18 protein-coding genes are annotated in these 17,059 nt (G+C 53.9%); 6 read left to right on the top strand and 12 right to left on the bottom strand.

Going from position 1 to position 17,059, the window contains the following annotated elements:
- Positions 1 to 376: 376 nt before the first annotated feature.
- The 5 genes from rlmB to JTP09_RS09580 form a co-directional block, all read right to left on the bottom strand.
- The gene (gene rlmB / locus JTP09_RS09600) at positions 377 to 1,363 is read right to left on the bottom strand and encodes a 23S rRNA (guanosine(2251)-2'-O)-methyltransferase RlmB (protein ID WP_204878234.1); all 987 of its coding nucleotides are present in this window, start codon (positions 1,361 to 1,363) and stop codon (positions 377 to 379) included.
- A gap of 96 nt (positions 1,364 to 1,459) precedes the next feature.
- Entirely contained in the window at positions 1,460 to 2,878 is a 1,419-nt protein-coding gene (gene cysS / locus JTP09_RS09595) for a cysteine--tRNA ligase (RefSeq protein ID WP_204878246.1), read from the bottom strand.
- 123 nt (positions 2,879 to 3,001) lie between these two features.
- On the bottom strand, positions 3,002 to 3,493 hold the full coding sequence (ispF, locus tag JTP09_RS09590; protein WP_204878233.1) for a 2-C-methyl-D-erythritol 2,4-cyclodiphosphate synthase: 492 nt from the start codon (positions 3,491 to 3,493) through the stop codon (positions 3,002 to 3,004).
- Positions 3,494 to 3,502: 9 nt separating this feature from the next.
- Positions 3,503 to 4,273 carry a 2-C-methyl-D-erythritol 4-phosphate cytidylyltransferase gene (gene ispD, locus JTP09_RS09585; RefSeq protein ID WP_240333930.1) on the bottom strand — a complete coding sequence of 257 codons (771 nt, stop codon included), beginning with the start codon at positions 4,271 to 4,273 and terminating at the stop codon, positions 3,503 to 3,505.
- A gap of 18 nt (positions 4,274 to 4,291) precedes the next feature.
- Positions 4,292 to 4,777, bottom strand: a complete 486-nt coding sequence (locus tag JTP09_RS09580) for a CarD family transcriptional regulator (RefSeq protein ID WP_204878232.1) — start codon at positions 4,775 to 4,777, stop codon at positions 4,292 to 4,294.
- Between the two features lie 262 nt (positions 4,778 to 5,039).
- Here JTP09_RS09580 and JTP09_RS09575 point away from each other — a divergent pair, with 262 nt between their 5' ends.
- Both JTP09_RS09575 and JTP09_RS09570 read left to right on the top strand, forming a co-directional pair.
- Positions 5,040 to 5,621, top strand: a complete 582-nt coding sequence (locus tag JTP09_RS09575; protein WP_204878231.1) for a hypothetical protein — start codon at positions 5,040 to 5,042, stop codon at positions 5,619 to 5,621.
- Positions 5,622 to 5,803: 182 nt separating this feature from the next.
- A complete protein-coding gene (locus tag JTP09_RS09570; RefSeq protein ID WP_204878230.1) occupies positions 5,804 to 7,459 on the top strand; it encodes a glycoside hydrolase family 13 protein in 1,656 nt (551 codons plus the stop codon).
- Between the two features lie 117 nt (positions 7,460 to 7,576).
- Here the strand turns inward: JTP09_RS09570 and JTP09_RS09565 are convergent, their stop codons facing one another.
- The 3 genes from JTP09_RS09565 to JTP09_RS09555 form a co-directional block, all read right to left on the bottom strand.
- Positions 7,577 to 8,632, bottom strand: coding sequence for a zinc-dependent alcohol dehydrogenase family protein (locus JTP09_RS09565; protein ID WP_204878229.1), 1,056 nt, complete (start codon positions 8,630 to 8,632; stop codon positions 7,577 to 7,579).
- Between the two features lie 240 nt (positions 8,633 to 8,872).
- Entirely contained in the window at positions 8,873 to 9,553 is a 681-nt protein-coding gene (locus JTP09_RS09560) for a response regulator transcription factor (RefSeq protein WP_204878228.1), read from the bottom strand.
- 67 nt (positions 9,554 to 9,620) lie between these two features.
- Entirely contained in the window at positions 9,621 to 10,784 is a 1,164-nt protein-coding gene (locus JTP09_RS09555; RefSeq protein ID WP_204878227.1) for an ATP-binding protein, read from the bottom strand.
- Positions 10,785 to 10,986: 202 nt separating this feature from the next.
- On the opposite strand from JTP09_RS09555, the gene phoU reads away from it, so the two are divergent.
- Both phoU and JTP09_RS09545 read left to right on the top strand, forming a co-directional pair.
- Positions 10,987 to 11,637 carry a phosphate signaling complex protein PhoU gene (gene phoU / locus JTP09_RS09550; RefSeq protein WP_204878226.1) on the top strand — a complete coding sequence of 217 codons (651 nt, stop codon included), beginning with the start codon at positions 10,987 to 10,989 and terminating at the stop codon, positions 11,635 to 11,637.
- Positions 11,638 to 11,952: 315 nt separating this feature from the next.
- Positions 11,953 to 12,201, top strand: coding sequence for a hypothetical protein (locus JTP09_RS09545; protein ID WP_204878225.1), 249 nt, complete (start codon positions 11,953 to 11,955; stop codon positions 12,199 to 12,201).
- On the opposite strand, the gene JTP09_RS09540 is transcribed toward JTP09_RS09545, so the two are convergent.
- The 4 genes from JTP09_RS09540 to JTP09_RS09525 all read right to left on the bottom strand — a co-directional run bounded on the left by JTP09_RS09540 (position 12,189) and on the right by JTP09_RS09525 (position 15,059).
- Positions 12,189 to 12,344, bottom strand: coding sequence for a hypothetical protein (locus JTP09_RS09540; protein ID WP_204878224.1), 156 nt, complete (start codon positions 12,342 to 12,344; stop codon positions 12,189 to 12,191). The genes JTP09_RS09545 and JTP09_RS09540 overlap by 13 nt on opposite strands.
- Before the next feature lie 155 nt (positions 12,345 to 12,499).
- Positions 12,500 to 13,240: a phosphoglyceromutase gene (locus JTP09_RS09535; protein WP_204878223.1), complete on the bottom strand. Its 741-nt coding sequence runs from the start codon at positions 13,238 to 13,240 to the stop codon at positions 12,500 to 12,502.
- 296 nt (positions 13,241 to 13,536) lie between these two features.
- Complete coding sequence (locus tag JTP09_RS09530) at positions 13,537 to 13,851, bottom strand: DUF2516 family protein (protein ID WP_240333932.1); 315 nt, start codon at positions 13,849 to 13,851, stop codon at positions 13,537 to 13,539.
- 17 nt (positions 13,852 to 13,868) lie between these two features.
- Positions 13,869 to 15,059 carry a PLP-dependent aspartate aminotransferase family protein gene (locus tag JTP09_RS09525; RefSeq protein WP_204878222.1) on the bottom strand — a complete coding sequence of 397 codons (1,191 nt, stop codon included), beginning with the start codon at positions 15,057 to 15,059 and terminating at the stop codon, positions 13,869 to 13,871.
- Between the two features lie 89 nt (positions 15,060 to 15,148).
- Here JTP09_RS09525 and tmk point away from each other — a divergent pair, with 89 nt between their 5' ends.
- Complete coding sequence (tmk, locus tag JTP09_RS09520; RefSeq protein ID WP_204878221.1) at positions 15,149 to 15,829, top strand: dTMP kinase; 681 nt, start codon at positions 15,149 to 15,151, stop codon at positions 15,827 to 15,829.
- Positions 15,826 to 16,974, top strand: a complete 1,149-nt coding sequence (locus tag JTP09_RS09515; protein WP_204878220.1) for a DNA polymerase III subunit delta' — start codon at positions 15,826 to 15,828, stop codon at positions 16,972 to 16,974. Before tmk ends, JTP09_RS09515 begins: the two co-directional genes overlap by 4 nt.
- Positions 16,975 to 17,059: the final 85 nt, after the last annotated feature.

Raw genomic sequence — 17,059 nt, 5'->3', positions numbered from 1 at the left:
CACAACAGGCAACCACACAAAACCAAGCACACACGCACCAGAAACACCCTATAAAACTCTCAAAACCACCGCCCGACTAGGCACTTCATACAGCACCGCGCCACGACGACTCAAACAACTATACGCACCCAAAACACACCCCCGCAACCAACAAACCATAGACGCAGATTACTTACACACCTGTCATTAGAACAAACACCCAAGCCACAACCACTTTAAGGAAAAGAAAACTTTTTCAAAAAAGTTCCAGAACCAGAGTATTGACACTAACCAAAAACAAATTTTAGTGGTGCAGGTTATAGGCTTGCCTCACTTGCCGACAAAAAGAGCTGGTGGGCTCACCCCCTCGAGGTAAGCCCACCAGCTCTCAATCTATTTACTTGCTCTGCGCGCGACGACGGGAAACCTCATAGAGGCTAATACCCACTGCCATCGAAGCATTCAAAGACTCCATCGCTGAGTCGATTGGAATCGAAACAATCTGATCGCAGTTCTCGGTCACCAGACGGGAAAGTCCCTTACCCTCAGAACCCACCACAATCATCAGCGGCTCAGACGCCAATTCAAGCTGCGGCAAATCAATATCGCCACCACCGTCAAGACCAACAACAAAGATGCCTGAATCTTTAGCCTGCTGAATCACGCGAGTCAGGTTAGTTGCCTTTGCCACGGGAATACGCGCTGCAGCACCGGAAGAAGTCTTCCACGCTGAAGCGGTAACACCCGCTGAACGACGCTCAGGAACAATCACGCCATCACCACTAAAAGCTGAAACGCTACGGATAATAGCGCCCAGGTTACGAGGGTCAGTAATGCCATCAAGGGCAACAAACAGCGGCGGAGTTTCCATCTGGCGGTTATGCCAACGATCCATGACATCGAGAACCAAGTTGCCAGCGTCCGGGTACTTGTACGGAGGAATCTGCAAAGCAACGCCCTGGTGTACAGCACCTTCAGTCAAACGTTCAAGCTCACCACGAGAGATTTCGAGCATGGGCAGACCAGACTTGTTAGCCTCGGTCATGATGTCGCGGACGCGATCATCAACCTCAATACGGCTCATCACAAACAGGTGCTTAGCGGGAATACCAGTCTGCAAAGCCTCAAGCACCGAGTTACGACCGGTAACCAGCTCTTCAGAGGTACGCTTACCACCAAGACGAGGACGGCTGGTGCGCTGAGTACCAGTTGCCTTACGACGCTCAGCAGCCTGCTTCATCTTATGCGCCTTATGGTAGACGCGGTCCTCAGCTTTGGGAGTGGGTCCCTTACCCTCTAGAGACTTACGACCGTGACCACCGGTGCCCTTAGTAGGACCCTTCTTTTTGGTGGTCGCACCGGGGCGATTACCAGCTTTAGCCATCTATAAAACCTTTACTTTCCTAGCCCAACGCAGCGTCTAAGGCTGTGTGGACCCCTTGATACAGATAAATCTGTATCCATACTACGCACACGAACCCTAAGAAACCGACCAAGTAGAGCCAGTTGCGGAGTCCTTAACCGTCACACCCGCAGCAGCCAGCGAGTCGCGAATCTGATCAGCGCGTGCCCAATCTTTCTCAGCGCGGGCAGTCGCACGCGCTTCAATCAAAGACCGCACCAGAGAATCGAGGGCAGCGTGCTCAGCATTTGATGCGTTGCCTCCACCAATATTCATCAGCGGCAACAAGCCTAAGACCTTCACCATCGCGTATACCTGCGAGGCTATCTCAGCTACATCGCCACTTTTTGCAAGCAAGGAGTTACCGGCGCGAACAGATTCGTGAAGTACCGCCAGTGCCTGGGGAATGTTTAGATCATCGTCCATTGCATCGGCAAAAGCAACAGGTACCTGCGCATCCGGACGGTGGAACTCGACGGTAGCCGCTACAAACGCTTCAATGCGCTCCACCGACTTGGTAGCTTCAGCCAAAGAGGTGGGACTGTAATCCAGAACCGAACGGTAATGTGCCTGCCCCAGGTAGTAGCGCACCGCCAGAGAACGCGCCTCCTCAAGCATTTGAGACGGGGAAACAGTATTGCCAATTGACTTGGACATCTTTTCGCCCTCGAAAGTCACTAAGCCATTGTGCAACCAAAAGTTAGCGAACCCGTAGCCAGCGGCGGTGGACTGCGCCATCTCGTTTTCGTGGTGCGGGAAGCGAAGGTCAAGACCTCCACCGTGAATATCAAACGTTTCACCCAGGTACTTGCCCGCCATCGCCGAGCATTCCAGGTGCCAACCGGGGCGACCGCGCCCCCAAGGAGAATCCCACGAAGCGGTCAGAGGCTCCCCCTCTTTGTAGCCCTTCCACAGGGCAAAGTCGCGGGGATCGCGCTTACCACGGGGGTCAGCATCGGGGGCCTCCTGCATATCATCAACCCTCTGGTGAGTCAGCGAGCCGTACTCGTTCCAGGAACGAACATCAAAGTAAACATCACCAGAATCATCGAGCGCAGGATAAGCATGACCTCGGTCGATGAGACGCTGAATCAGAGCGAACATCTCGGGAATATGACCGGTTGCTCGCGGCTCATAAGTGGGCGGTTCGATAGCTAGTGCCTCGTAAGCACCCGCAAAAACCTTTTCAAAACGGTAGGCAAGTGCCCACCACTCTTCGTTGGGGTGTTCCCCCTCATAACCGGACTGCTTGGACGCTGCCGAATTGACCAGAATCTTATCGTCAATATCGGTCACGTTACGAACCGTAGTGACCTTGAAACCCCGGTAGTTCAACCAGCGCGATAGCTGATCAAAAACCAAACCGGAGCGCACATGCCCAATGTGGGGTGCGCCCTGAACCGTTGCACCGCAGTAGTACAGCCGTGCCTCACCGGGGTGAACCGGGGCAAAATCGCGAACAGAAGCTGTCTTGGAGTCATAAAAACGTAGAGTCACAACCTCAAGTTTACGCGGGTCTGCGAGCAATACGCATCTTTAGATGACGTTCATATGACGCTGTGTACACACGCAGTGATAGCTCACTATCTGCTAGGGACAGTGCGCGCTTACAAGAGCTGCTTACAAGTCTAAATTTTTTCGATAGACCAGCGCCGTTGCAATCGCTGCCACACCTTCACCTCGCCCGGTGAGTCCCAACCCATCAGTGGTGGTCGCGGTAACAGTGACAGGGGCAACCGCAGCCTCGCTCAGCACACGGTTAGCTTCTTCACGGCGCGGTGAGAACTTCGGCTTGTTGCCCACCAGCTGCACAGCAATATTGCCAATTTCGAAGCCGGCAGCACGCACAATCTCTGCCGCCTCTGAAAGAATACGGACGCCAGAAGCCCCCGCCATATCGGGACGATCCACTCCAAAATTTGAGCCCAAATCGCCAGTTCCAGAAGCAGAAAAGAGAGCATCCGCTGCGGCGTGAGCCACGACGTCCCCATCAGAGTGCCCCGACAGCCCGGTATGCCCCTGCCATTCAAGACCAGCTATCCACAGCGGCGTTGTTTCATCAGCATCAAAAGCATGAACGTCAGTGGCGATTCCTACCAGAGGTAACAGCATGATAATCCTTTACAGATAGTTATCTTCTTGCAGGACGCGCGCCAGCGCTAAATCCAGCGGAGTTGTAATTTTGAAAGCATGCGGGTGACCGGCAACCGCGAGCACCGGAATGTTCAGGGTTTCAGCCAACATCGCATCATCTGTAATAGCCTCAGCCGTTACAGGGTCAAGATTTTTAACCTCTCGATGAGCCTGCCGCAAAGTAGCAAGATCAAAGCCCTGAGGGGTTTGTACAGCCCGCAGCTGCGATCGTGCAGGAGTTCCGGTTACCAGCCCAGATGCGTCCACCGTTTTAATAGTATCGACCACCGTAAGCGCAGGAATTACCGCTTGCTGACCAGCTGCAAGAGCTCGGATAACAGCATGGAACACCTGCGGCGGAGTAAAGCAACGGGCTGCATCATGTACTAGGACGCCAGTGATAGGAGCATCATCGAACCCTGCTTGCACTGGTGCGTCCTCAAGGGCAACCAAAGCAGAAGTCACCGACTCAGCACGGGTGTTCCCGCCCTCAACCGCGAGCGCACCAAAACGCGCGCAAATATCACGCATCTGAGTATCGCCCACCGGCACGGTAACTACCAGACGCGTAGCAACACCAGATGTCACCGCACCTTCAAGTGCCCACTCCAGCAGGGTTTTACCCGCTATCTCAACTAGAGCTTTAGGAACTCCCATACCTAAACGGGAACCAGACCCTGCTGCGGCAATAACAACGGCGAATACCGGTCTCTGCAAGGAGCCAGTATTCGCCGTTTCAAAAATCTTTGTTTCACTCACATGTGGAGCATACAGGATTTAGACGTCTTCGAGAATCTTATCGAGTTCTGCTTCAGCAGCCTCTTCTTCGATGTCTTTAGCCAACGCCACTTCTGAGGAAAGAATCTGACGAGCCTTCGCCAGCATGCGCTTCTCGCCTGCCGACAGACCGCGGTCGTTCTCGCGTCGCCACAAATCACGTACCACTTCAGCAACCTTCAGTACATCACCTGATGCCAGCTTTTCAACGTTAGCCTTGTAACGGCGAGACCAGTTAGCTGCCTCTTCGGTGTCTACAGCCTGCAGAACATCAATGACTTCTTGCAGTCCTGTTTCATCGACAACGTCGCGCATACCGACCATGTCCACGTTCTCAGCGGGTACCTCAATCACGAGATCGCCCTGAGCGACCTTAAGTTTCAGGTACATTTTTTCTTCGCCGCGGATAGTGCGCATCTTGATTTCTTCGATGGTAGCAGCACCGTGGTGAGGATATACGACTGTTTCGCCAACCTCAAAAAGCATATGGATAAACCCCTTTCAGCCTACCCATTCTAACACGACCGCCCCACCCCCACTCGGGGGAGCCCCAACGTACCTGTGGAAGCCTCTAGTAACACATCGTTGAGAAGGGGACGTTTTGTCAATAAAACCGGTAGAATTGTGAAAGACACATAACCCATGCTTGTCTTTGGCGCGCTCTGCACCCCAGATTTGATACCTCAGCAGTATCTTAAGGAGCACCAAAGATGTTTGCTTCACACCATATTCTTGAGGAGTACACACCGTGAAGAACGCTGCTTCAAAGACCGTCAGGCGCGCAGGCGCAACCGTTGCCCTTGCAGGGGCTCTTCTGGCAACCACCGGCTGCGGTTACATTTACGAACAGCCCACCACATTCATGTATGACGCCAGCGATGGAGTCTCATTCACCATGTTCCCCAAGGGGCAGCGCGTTGATGTTCGCAACATCATGGTCATTTCAGCAGGTAAGGATCAGCCCGGACGCGTTCTAGGCACCGTTTACAACCTGGGGGAAGAAGACCAGACTGTCTCATTTAAGATGGGCGATCAGAGCTTCGATGTTAAGGTGCCTGCAGGTCAGCACGTTATTCTCGATGACGATGCCAACGAAATCGTTGTAGATAATGTCAGCGTTCACCCCGGTGAAATGATCCAGGGTTCTCAGGCGGTGATCGGTGAAACCACCGAGGCATTCAACATGCCCATTCTCGATGGAACCCTCGAAGAGTACGAGCCCTACATTCCCAACGCTGCGTCCTCTACTACCGAGGGTCAGTTCGAGTCAGAGCCCAACACTAAAGAAGACGCTGCTGTTGCACCCGCAACTGCGTCCCCTCGTTCATAGGGTCTCAGCAACTCAGAAATTTTATACAAACGGGAGCACCAGTAATGTGGTGCTCCCGTTTTTGTGCCAATTTTAGAAAATCATGTGCAGCGCAACCACCTCCTTGGGGCTAGACCGAACCCCGGCTGACATGAAACGATGAAACAATAGTATTCATTCGCTCTTGCTCAAGGAAGTGCATCATGAACGATTCGGTACAAACCCCGCTCAATATTGACCCTGACTGGTGGCGTCAAGCTGTGGTCTACCAGATTTACCCCCGCTCATTTTCCGATCAGGACGGCAACGGCATCGGGGATCTGGTGGGTATCACCTTGAAGGTTCCCTATCTTAAAGAACTGGGAGTAGATGCCGCTTGGCTCTCACCTTTCTACCCTTCAGCCCTTGCCGATGGCGGCTACGATGTTGCTGATTACCGCGATGTAGACCCCAAAATCGGCACCCTTGAAGACTTCGATGTTATGGCGAAAACCTTGCACGATGCAGGTATCAAGCTGATTGTCGATATCGTTCCCAACCATTCTTCTGACCGTCACGAATGGTTTATTGAAGCGCTAAATTCACCCAAGGGGTCAGCGGCACGTGATCGCTATATCTTCCGCGACGGCACCGGAACCAACGGTGAGAACCCACCCACCGACTGGGTGTCAGTTTTCGGCGGACGCGCCTGGGAACCGGTAGGCGACGGACAATGGTACCTGCACATCTTCGCGCCCGAACAGCCCGATCTCAACTGGGAAAACTCCGAGGTACACGAAGACTTTAAAAAGACACTACGCTTCTGGTCTGACCGCGGAGTCGATGGTTTCCGCGTCGATGTTGCCCACGGAATGGCGAAAGACCTTACCGAACCGCTACCCAGTGAAGCGCAACTGCAGGAAATCCCCAAAGAGGGAAACCACCCTATCTGGGACCGCGACGAGGTACACAATATTTTCGAAGAGTGGCGCGAAGTGCTCAACGAATATGACCCACCCCGCACCGCCGTTGCCGAAGCATGGGTAGAAACCCACCGACGTCCGGCTTACGCCCGTTCAACCGGTCTGGGGCAAGCATTTAACTTCGATTTGCTCTCTTCACGCTTCAACGCTCAGGAGTTCCGCAATATTGTTGCCCTCAACCTAGAACTTGCCAAGAAGTCTGGCTCATCTAGCACCTGGGTACTGTCCAACCACGACGTAGTGCGCCATGCCACCCGCTACGGTTTGCCCATTGACGCTGAGAAAACCAATGAGCAGGTAGGACGCGAATGGCTACTCGCCGGCGGACCAGAGGATCAGCTCGATCGGGAACTGGGCGCGCGACGTGCCCGCGCTGCAACTCTCTTTGAGCTGGCGCTGCCGGGCTCAGCCTACCTCTACCAGGGCGAAGAACTTGGCTTACACGAGGTCGCTGATATCAGCGATGACCAGCGCCAAGACCCCACCTTCTTCCGCTCCCCCGGCATCAATATTGGTCGTGACGGTTGTCGCGTCCCGCTGCCCTGGGAGGCACTCGGTGATGCGTTCGGCTTTAGTGATGCAAAACCCCACCTGCCGCAGCCCCACTGGTTTGCCCAGTACGCAGCTGATATTCAGGACGCCGACCCCACCTCAACCCTGAACCTCTACCGCGCAGCTTTGCGCCTGCGCACAGAACTTCAGACCGATGAAGAACTTGAGTGGCTAGAAACCGGCAATGACAAGGTGCTTGCCTTCCGCCGTCCCAACGGCTGGGTGAACATCACCAACTTCGGCAATAATCCCGTCGACCTGTCGGATGGCGACGTGCTACTCACCAGCTCACCTTTGCGCGAAGGTCAGCTGGACGGCGCGTCCACCGCATGGATGAAAAAATAAACAGTAATTTCTAGATCTGGCTTAAGCCACCTCAACGTTAAAACGCCCCGGTGCTCACCGCACTGGTTCATCAGATACGGTGAGCACCGGGGTATTACTGCGCGCTAGATACTTTTACTATGCGCGGCTAATAACAACTTTCACCGCGTCATGCTCAGCAGCATTGCTAAAGAGGTCATATGCCTCCTCAAACTGATCAAAGGTGAAGTAATGAGTAGCCATAGCCTTCGCATCGAGGCGACCAGCTTTGACCATGTTCAGCAAAATATCCACCGATGAGCAAGAAACAAGACCGGTCGCGATGCTGATATTAGAAATCCACAGTTTATTCAGGGGCAGCTCAACAGCTTTGCCGTGAACTCCAGCGTTAGCGACAGCACCGAAAGGACGCACCACGTTCAAGCATGTCTCAAAGGTTGCGGGAATACCCACCGCCTCAATGGCGACATCTACACCCAGCCCGTCGTTGGAAAGAGCCTTAATCTGTTCAACAGCGTCAGCATCTGACGCATTGACCTTATCGGTGGCGCCTAGCTCCAATGCCTTGTTCATACGGTTGTCATCCATATCAACAGTAATCACGCGTCCAGCGCCTGCCAGCTTGGCGGTCATAATTGCGCCAAGACCTACAGGACCCGCGCCAATGACTGCCACAGTATCGCCCGGTTTTGTGTTGCCGTTTTCAATACCAATCTCAAAACCGGTGGGCAAGGCGTCAGTGAGGTAAAGAACCTCATCGTCACTCAGCCCCTCGGGGACGCGGTGTACCGAGGTTTCAGCGAAGGGCACACGCACGTACTCAGCTTGGGTACCGTCAATCATGTAACCGAAAATCCAGCCGACGCCCCAGGGATTTGACTGGCAGTGAGCCGCCTGGTTCTTCTTGCAGTAGGAGCACTTGCCGCAGTTGGTCACCGCGGGAATAATAATGCGATCGCCCACCTTCAAATCGGTGACAGAAGCACCCACCTCAGTAATAGTACCCACCGCTTCGTGCCCCAGAATGCGTCCGCTCTCCACCTCAGGCACATCGCCTTTAAGAATATGCAAATCAGTACCGCAAATAGTGGTGGTATCAACGCGAGCAATAACATCAGTGGGATCAATAATCTGCGGGTCAGATACTTCTTCCCATCGACGCTGACCGGGACCGTGGTAAACAAGTGCTTTCATGAAACTGTATCTCCTCACGCCTTCTCGCACTGCTGTGTGCGATATCTGTCTGCTGTAGTGGAATAAAAAACCTTCCACCATCAGTCTACGCAGGGGGTGATATAGGGTACAAATAACCTATACGGCTTGGCATTCTCAAGGCTTAAGGTACAGAAAAACTACCGCCTCAAAGCAAAGATACCGCCTACGGTGGATCAATGAATTTCACTCTTAGACGGTACTTTTTATCACCTCAATGGCTTAGGGTTCAAATTTGTACCCCAACCCGCGCACCGTCACCACATAGCGGGGATCTGACGGGTCGGGTTCAACCTTAGAACGCAGACGCTTAATATGAACGTCAAGGGTTTTAGTATCACCCACATAATCAGTACCCCATACCCGGTCAATCAGCTGGGAACGAGTGAGCACGCGTCCTGCATTACGTAAAAGCATTTCAAGCAGTTCGAACTCTTTTAGCGGCATTGAAACAGGCTGACCCAAAACGGTCACCACGTGGCGCTCAATGTCCATGCGAACAGGTCCACTCTCAATTGCTGAATCTGCAACGTCCTCAAGATCGCCGCGGCGGCGCAACACCGCGCGGATACGAGCAATCAATTCACGCGCGGAATAAGGCTTAGTCACATAATCATCGGCGCCAAGCTCTAGACCCACAACCTTATCAATTTCTGAATCCTTAGCAGTCAGCATGATAATCGGCACCGTTGAAGTAAAGCGGATTTGTTTACAGACCTCCATGCCAGACTGCCCCGGCAACATCACATCAAGCAACACCAGATCAGCGCCGTTGCGTTCGAACTCAGTGACAGCATCAATACCGTTATCAATCACCTGCACCTCGAAGCCCTCTCGTCCTAACAAAAAGGCAAGAGGCTCACTCAACGATTCTTCGTCCTCAACTACAAGAATTCTGGTCACTGTACTTTTTCTCCTGAAGATGTAAGGTGGCTGCCTAAGATTCAGTCTATTGTAGGTCTGCAAAAACTTATAGGGTCGCTTGTTCGAGCAACTCCTGTTCGGTCTGCTCATCAACGGCAGGTAAGGTCAACGTGAAGGTTGAACCCTGGCCAGGCACCGACCACAGACTGATATCGCCGCTGTGCTGAGCCATCACATGTTTAACGATGCTCAAGCCCAGACCGGTGCCACCCGTTTGGCGCGATCGCGCCGGATCTACCCGGTAGAAGCGTTCAAAAATGCGGTCTTGCTCGTCCTCGGGGATGCCCTGCCCCTGATCCTTGACGGACACCTTGATGACGCTATCGCGGCAGCTCACGCCGATACCGACCTTCGTGTTCTCGGATGAGTAGCGGATGGCATTTTCAATAAGATTTCGCACAGCAGTGCCCAGCAGTTCTCGATCACCGTAAGCGGGACGCTCGGTACTGCCACCCACCTGCAGCTGAATATTTTTGTCTTCCGCTGTCAGTTTATTGCGATCGACCGCTTCGGCAACGATAGTGTTCATATCTACTAGCTGAGACTGGCTCACAACATCAGTTGATTGCAGACGAGATAGCTCAATAATGTCTTGAACCATGGCGCTGAGGCGCTTAGATTCTTTAAGAAGTTTCTGCGTAAAGTGGGCAACGGCTTCGGGATCATCTGCCGAGGATTCAATTGCCTCACCCATAAGACTAATAGCACCCACGGGCGTTTTAAGTTCGTGGGAAACATTCGCCACAAAGTCGCTGCGCACCGCCTGAGCACGGGCGATTTCGGTGCGGTCATCTGCCAGTACCAAAATGTATTCATCGCCCACCGGAGCAACTCGCAAATCAATCACCAACTGGTTGCGTTTACTCGGCCCCCCGCGCATGAGGTGAATTTCGCGCTCCTGAATAATACCCTTAGCGCGAACCTTATGCACCATCTTCAACAGATCATCAGAAATAAGAGTGTGCCCGCGCACCAGCCCCATCGCATAAGCACCCGGAGACGCCTGCACAACCCCATCAACCGCGTCCACCACAACGTAGGCACGACCAATCACCGCCAAGACCTCGGCGGCACCATCACTGAGCGTCGGTTCTTCAACGTCTGCCCAACCTGCTCTCTCGCGGTCACTCAAACGCACCGCCCACAGGCTCACAAAGCCAAGAACCAGCCCAATAAAACCTGAAATTACAGCAAGAAGGGTTGGATTCACCCCTCCAGCTTATGCCCTACTGTCGCTGCAACCCAAAGAAAACCCTGCCCAAAACTGCGCGGTTCAACTAACGTTCACTTTCAGACACCTTAGCGTTCACAAGAATCTGACAAACTTAGAGACGATAGCACTACATGTAGCACTGTGCCCTCTTACAGTGATGAGGGTACACAACAATGGACCGAAGAAAGGACGCTTTACGGTGCGGAAAGTCTTCCAAGCAGAACTGCAGCAGGTGGGCGAAGAGATGGTGCAAATTGCCACCCTCGTTGAAGAAGCTCTCGCGAACGCCTCACACTCCTTCTTAAATGCTGATGTTCAAGAAGCTGAAGAGGTTATTTCAAATGACGCGCGCATTGACTTCTTGCAGAATCAGCTAGACGAGCGTTCAATTGACATTCTGGCTTTGCAGAGCCCGGTTGCTTCTGACCTACGCATGATTGTTGGCGCGCTGCGCATGAGCTCTTCTCTTGAACGTATGGGTGATCTGGCTCGCCACGTTGCGCAGATTGCTCGTATGCGTTTTCCTGACCATGCGGTCCCCGCTTCCATTGAACCCGTGTTTGAAGAGATGATTGAACACGACAAGATCATCATCGCTAAGGTCATTGAGCTACTTGAAACCCGCAACCTTGAGCATGTAGACGCTATTTCCCGCTCAAAGGTACGCATCAATGAGCTACACCGCAAAGTATTCGATATTTTGGCGTCTGACGAGTGGCAGGAAACCGCCCAGGTAACCGTCGACGCCACCCTCGCTTCACGCTACCTGGAGCGTTTTGGCGACCACGGCGTTTCGGTTGCTCGCAAAGTAACCTACCTCGTCACCGGCGACTGGAATATTTCCTCTTAGCCACCTTGCGCCCGCCTACTAAAGGTTGGGGCAGAAACTATGCAGAAAGATGTAGGCAACTCCCGCGGTTGCTACTTTCTCCTGAGGGTTTCTGCCCCATTTTGTTTTAAAACAGTCGGTGTTTCATGTGGTCCTCTGCGTATTCGCCTCTAATATCCAATTGATAACGATTCTCATTATTGCCACAGGGCTCATAGCACTCCCCCGACCCCTTTCAGTCGCAGTGCTAGGCGCATTCATTATGACCGGCGCAGGCATCCCAGCCACCCACGCAACCACCGGCAAGGAAAAGCTGACCCACCCTACAACGTCCAGTTGCACATTAACTACGAAAACCAAAAATCTACCCGTTACACCGGCACAGCACTCAAGGAGCAGTGGATTCCCGCCACCACCCGCTGTACTGTGGGAGCTGCCGATACAGCAACTAACGTTTCCTACTCCAAAGACAAAAACGACCTGGGGAACGCGCACACTTCTGCCGAAATCATCAAAGCGTCAGGAACAGACCTTTCCCTCATCAAGCTCAACACACCCCACGAGCTAACCGCTTACCCCGCGTAGCCACCGACCACTCTTTCTCTAAAGGAGAGCGCGGCTTCATCTACGGTTACGGACGCGGTTTTGGCGGCGAAGAAGTAGATTGGTCTGGCAGCTACGGGTGCTAGCATCACCGCCATCCTCGCACTGGGCGCGTTAGCAGTCATCGGCGGCACCGTGCCCCTGCTACGCTCGCGCAAAACCAGCTAGCATCAAAGCGCACGTGAAGAGATAAAATCTTTCCTCACGCGCCTATGAAAAGAGCCTGCCCCACTTGAAAAATTCAGGTGGGGCAGGCTCTAGTTTTTACTCAAAAACTTCTTTACTTCTTGCCCTGGTTAGCAACAGCCTTGATAGCATCCGCTGCTGCCTCGGGGTCAAGGTACTCACCGGCAGCTACGGGCTTGAAGTTCTCATCCAGCTCGTAGTAGAGGGGAATACCGGTGGGAATATTCACGCCCACGATATCCTCATCTGAGATGCCTTCGAGGTTCTTCACCAGTGCGCGCAGTGAGTTACCGTGCGCAGCGATCAGAACGGTCTTGCCAGCTTCGAGATCAGGCTTAACGTCTGACTCCCAGTAAGGCAACATGCGCTCAAGAACGTCCTTGAGGCACTCGGTCTTAGGAGCGTTCTCAAGATCAGCGTAACGAGGATCGTTAGCCTGTGAGAACTCGTCGTTATCGTCGATGGCAGGAGGCGGCACATCGTAAGAACGACGCCAGGTCATGAACTGCTCTTCACCGTACTTCTCAAGGGTTTCAGCTTTGTCTTTGCCCTGCAAAGCACCGTAGTGACGCTCATTCAGACGCCAGTTACGCTTGACGGGAATCCACAGACGATCTGCGGCGTCCAGAGCGAGGTTAGCAGTGTTGATAGCACGACGCTGCAGTGACGTGTGAACAACGTCGGGCAGGATGCCGCGATCTTTGAGCAGCTCACCGCCGCGCTTAGCTTCAGCTTCACCCTTTTCGGTCAAGCGTACATCAACCCAACCGGTGAAAAGGTTCTTTTCGTTCCATTCTGACTGTCCGTGACGGAGCAATACCAATTTATAAGTCATGACTCTATTCTCTCACTTAAAGCCCACCTGTTGGAAGCTAAACCAACCTTAAATCCAAAGAAAAACAACATTGCGTAAGAATGGCGACTGGCTACCGACCCGCGTCCGGCTCTCAGCCTCTTGGCTCCCTCTCTCCGGGGGGTGACCACGAAAAGTAACGGTGACCGCACATTTCGTGGTCAGCACTACTTCTGGCGGTCACCTCTGACTTCTCGTGGTCACCCCTGGTGGGGCGGGCACAGAAAACCCGCCCTCCTCAAGGAGAGCGGGCATTCAGTCACGATGTCAGAAAGATATTAACGACGGCGTATCGCCACAGCAGGACGCACATCTGCCAAGAAAACACCGGCAGCAGTCACAGCAATCAACACAATAAACAGTGAGGAACGCGCACCCAAATAGACCGTATAAAGGTTAAACACGAGCGCAAGAGCACTGGCGGTAGCCACAGCTACCCAAAACCCCTTAGTGCGCTTGAAGGCAGATTCATAGGCGTAGGAGCTAGCTCGTACCGCCTCTACCAGAGCGAAAACACCCACCGCTGTAAAAACAACAGCAAGCGCAAGGTCAATACCAAAGCGGGCTATAAGAAAAAATTCAAGAGGACTCACGGGTTCTAGTCTAGCCTTTACTTCTCAAGCGCAGAAAGTGCCTGCACAAAATCTTGGTAGAGATCTTCTGCGTCCTCAATGCCCACTGACAGGCGCAGCATCGATTCGGGAATAGAAACAGGCTCAGCCCTATGACGGCGACGGCGCTCAACCAGCGACTCGACTCCACCGAGGGAGGTTGCGTGAGTCCAGAGTTTCATGGTGCGTGAGACCTCGTCGGTTTGCTCCGCTGTAGCGTCGAGAGTGACCGCTAGAATCGACCCGAAGTTTTTCATCTGGGCGGACGCACGCTCGTAACCGGGGTCGGTGGTAAGACCGGGGTAGCGCACAGCCACAACGCGAGAGTGTTCTTGAAGGCGCTTAGCGAGGTAAAGAGCTGTTTCTGATGATTGTTTGACGCGCAGACCCAGGGTGCGAATACCGCGCAGACCCAACCATGCTTCAAAGGGGCCCGCGATAGCACCGTTGGTTGTACGGTGGGCGTACATGGCGGCTCGCAACTGCTCATTCGAGGTGACGCTGATACCCAGAAGCACATCGGAATGCCCAGAAATAGCTTTGGTTGCAGAGTGCACCACCACATCAGCGCCCATCGCCAGCGGGTTCTGCCCCAGTGGGGTCGCAAAAGTGTTATCAACCGCTGAGACCACGCCCAGGCGTCGTGCCGCTGCTAAGAGCACAGGAAGGTCAGCGACCTCCATCATGGGGTTGGTGGGGCTTTCAATCCACAGCAAGACCTGAGGGGCCGCATAATTGACGGTTTCAGGGCTCAAGTTGTAACTAGCTGCAACCTCCTCAAGAGTTGCCACCGTGGCGTCCGTATCTTCAATATCAAAACGAATGACCCGGGCGATACCGCGTGCCTCCAGGGTTTTTGCCAGGGTTACCGATGCCATGTAGGCATGCGCGGGAATCAAGAGAGTAGAACCTGCGGGAACCAAATCTTGAATAGCAGCAATTGCCGCCATACCCGAGGCAAAAACCAAACCGGGCAGGGACGCGCCCTCAAGATCAGCAACAACTTCTTCTAGCCCCTCCCAGCTCTGATTCGTAAACCGTGCATAGGTATTAATGTCAGAAGGTCCCACCTGGTAGTAGGTTGAGGTCATCTCAATAGGCGGGTTTACCGGCGCGTTCTGCTCGTGAGGCGGACGTCCGCCAGCTACTACGCGGGTAAGGGGTGAAAAGTGTGCATCGTGTTCGGTCATACCTCTTATAGTAGATCTTCTCAGCGCCTCAGCCTCCTAAGCCAAGTGGCGAACTGTCTAAGTTGCGTTGGATTGGTAGTCTTATCTGTGTGAATACCAGCTTGCACTTTACGCCCGCTACCGCCCCCAACGCCCACACCTGCCCAGGGTCTTTTATTGTTTTCGAGGGCGGCGATGGCTCAGGAAAAACTACACAAATACGTCTTCTCGCTGATGCTCTGCGCCAAAAACTGAAGAAGGTTACCGTCACCCGTGAACCCGGCGGCACCAAAATTGGCGAAAAATTGCGGGCACTAGTGCTTGAACACGGCAACGGTGAAATCGACGCCCATACCGAAGCCCTTATTTTTGCCGCATCACGGGCAGCCCATGCCCACCAGCTTATTCGCCCGTGCATTGAGCGCGGTGAAGTGGTGCTGTGCGATCGCTACATTGATTCTTCTGCTGCCTACCAAGGCGCCGGGAGGGGTCTAGGAATAGACACCATCGTAGATCTCAGTCGCTGGGCAACCAACGACCTCACCCCTGACCTCACCATTGTTCTTGATGTTCCCTTAGCGGTTTCGCGCGAACGCGCCGGTGCGCGGGGGGCTGCAGATCGTATGGAATCGGAATCTGATGATTTCCATGCTGCCCTGAGCGATACCTTTATTCAGCGGGCGGCAGCTGACCCCGCTCGTTACGTGGTTATCGATGCTACCGGCACCCTGGATGATGTTCACCAGCGCGTTCTTGACGCTGTTTCTGCACCTTTAGGGTTGGGCGCATGAGTGTCTGGGAGAAGCTAGTTGGTCAAGAGGCGGTTGTTGCTCAATTACAGCGCGCCGCCCAAAAGGAGCGTCCCACCCACGCTTGGCTGTTCAGCGGGTCGGCAGGGGCAGGCCGCGATACCGCTGCCCTTGCTTTCGCAGCGGCTTTACTGTGCGATAATGAAGGCGCACGCGGTTGCGGCATCTGTAAATCCTGCCTGACGGTACTCAGCGGATCGCACGCCGATCTCACTCACTTTCGCACGCAAAATCTCACCATCAAGATTGAAGAAGCCCGCGAACTCATTACCAAGGCGCAGGACCGCCCATCGGTGGGGCGCTGGCGCGTCATGATTGTTGAAGATGCCAACCGTATGCCCGAACGTACCTCTAACGTTCTGCTCAAAGCTATCGAGGAGCCGCCTCCGCACACTATCTGGCTGCTCACCGCCCCCAGTCCCTCCGATGTTCTGGTTACTATTCGCTCCCGCTGCCGCCCGGTGACCCTGCGTATTCCACCGGTAACAGCTATCGCAGATTTGCTCACGAATTCCTACGGCGTGAACAGCGCTGAAGCCGAGGACGTCGCCCGCATCTCCCAGGGAAACATTGATACCGCCCTGCGCCTCTCTGTTAGTCACGACGCTGCGGACGCACGTGCCCGCCGGGACTTCGTTGTGCAAATTCCTCTGCGCCTACGCACTATCTCAACGGCAATGGACGCCGCCGACAAGCTGATGGAGCACGCTACCAACGAAGCAGAGGCGGACGCATCCGCCCGCAATGACGCCGAACTTTCAGCCCTGCGACAGGCACTGGGTATCGCTGAAGGCGAGCGCGTCACCCCTGCGATGCGCTCGCAGGTGCGGCAGCTGGAAGAGGACCACAAACGTCGTGCCAAGCGTATTCAAACGGATACGCTCGATCGTTTTCTGGTGGATCTGCAGACCTTCTACCGCGATGTGCTGACCCTGCAACTGGCAACCGGTTCGCAACTCGTTAACGCCCGTTTTGTCCCGCAGTTACAGCAATACGCTCAGCAGGTAGCTCCTGAACGGACCATGGCGCACCTTGAACTCGTCAGCAAAACTAGGCGGCGCATCACCACCAATGCTAGTGCCAAGCTTATGCTCGAGGCGCTCATGACAGGTCTCATGAACGTCTAGGAGCGTCTGCACCAACGGCAGAAAACAAAAACCTGTTGTCCCTTAACTCTGATACGAGCAGGGGCAACAGGTTTTGTATGTTCTT

This window comes from Rothia sp. ZJ1223, assembly GCF_016900985.1.
Lineage (GTDB): Bacteria > Actinomycetota > Actinomycetes > Actinomycetales > Micrococcaceae > Rothia.
The sequence above is the reverse complement of the archived record's forward strand: the minus strand, read 5'-3'. Positions and strand labels throughout refer to the sequence as shown.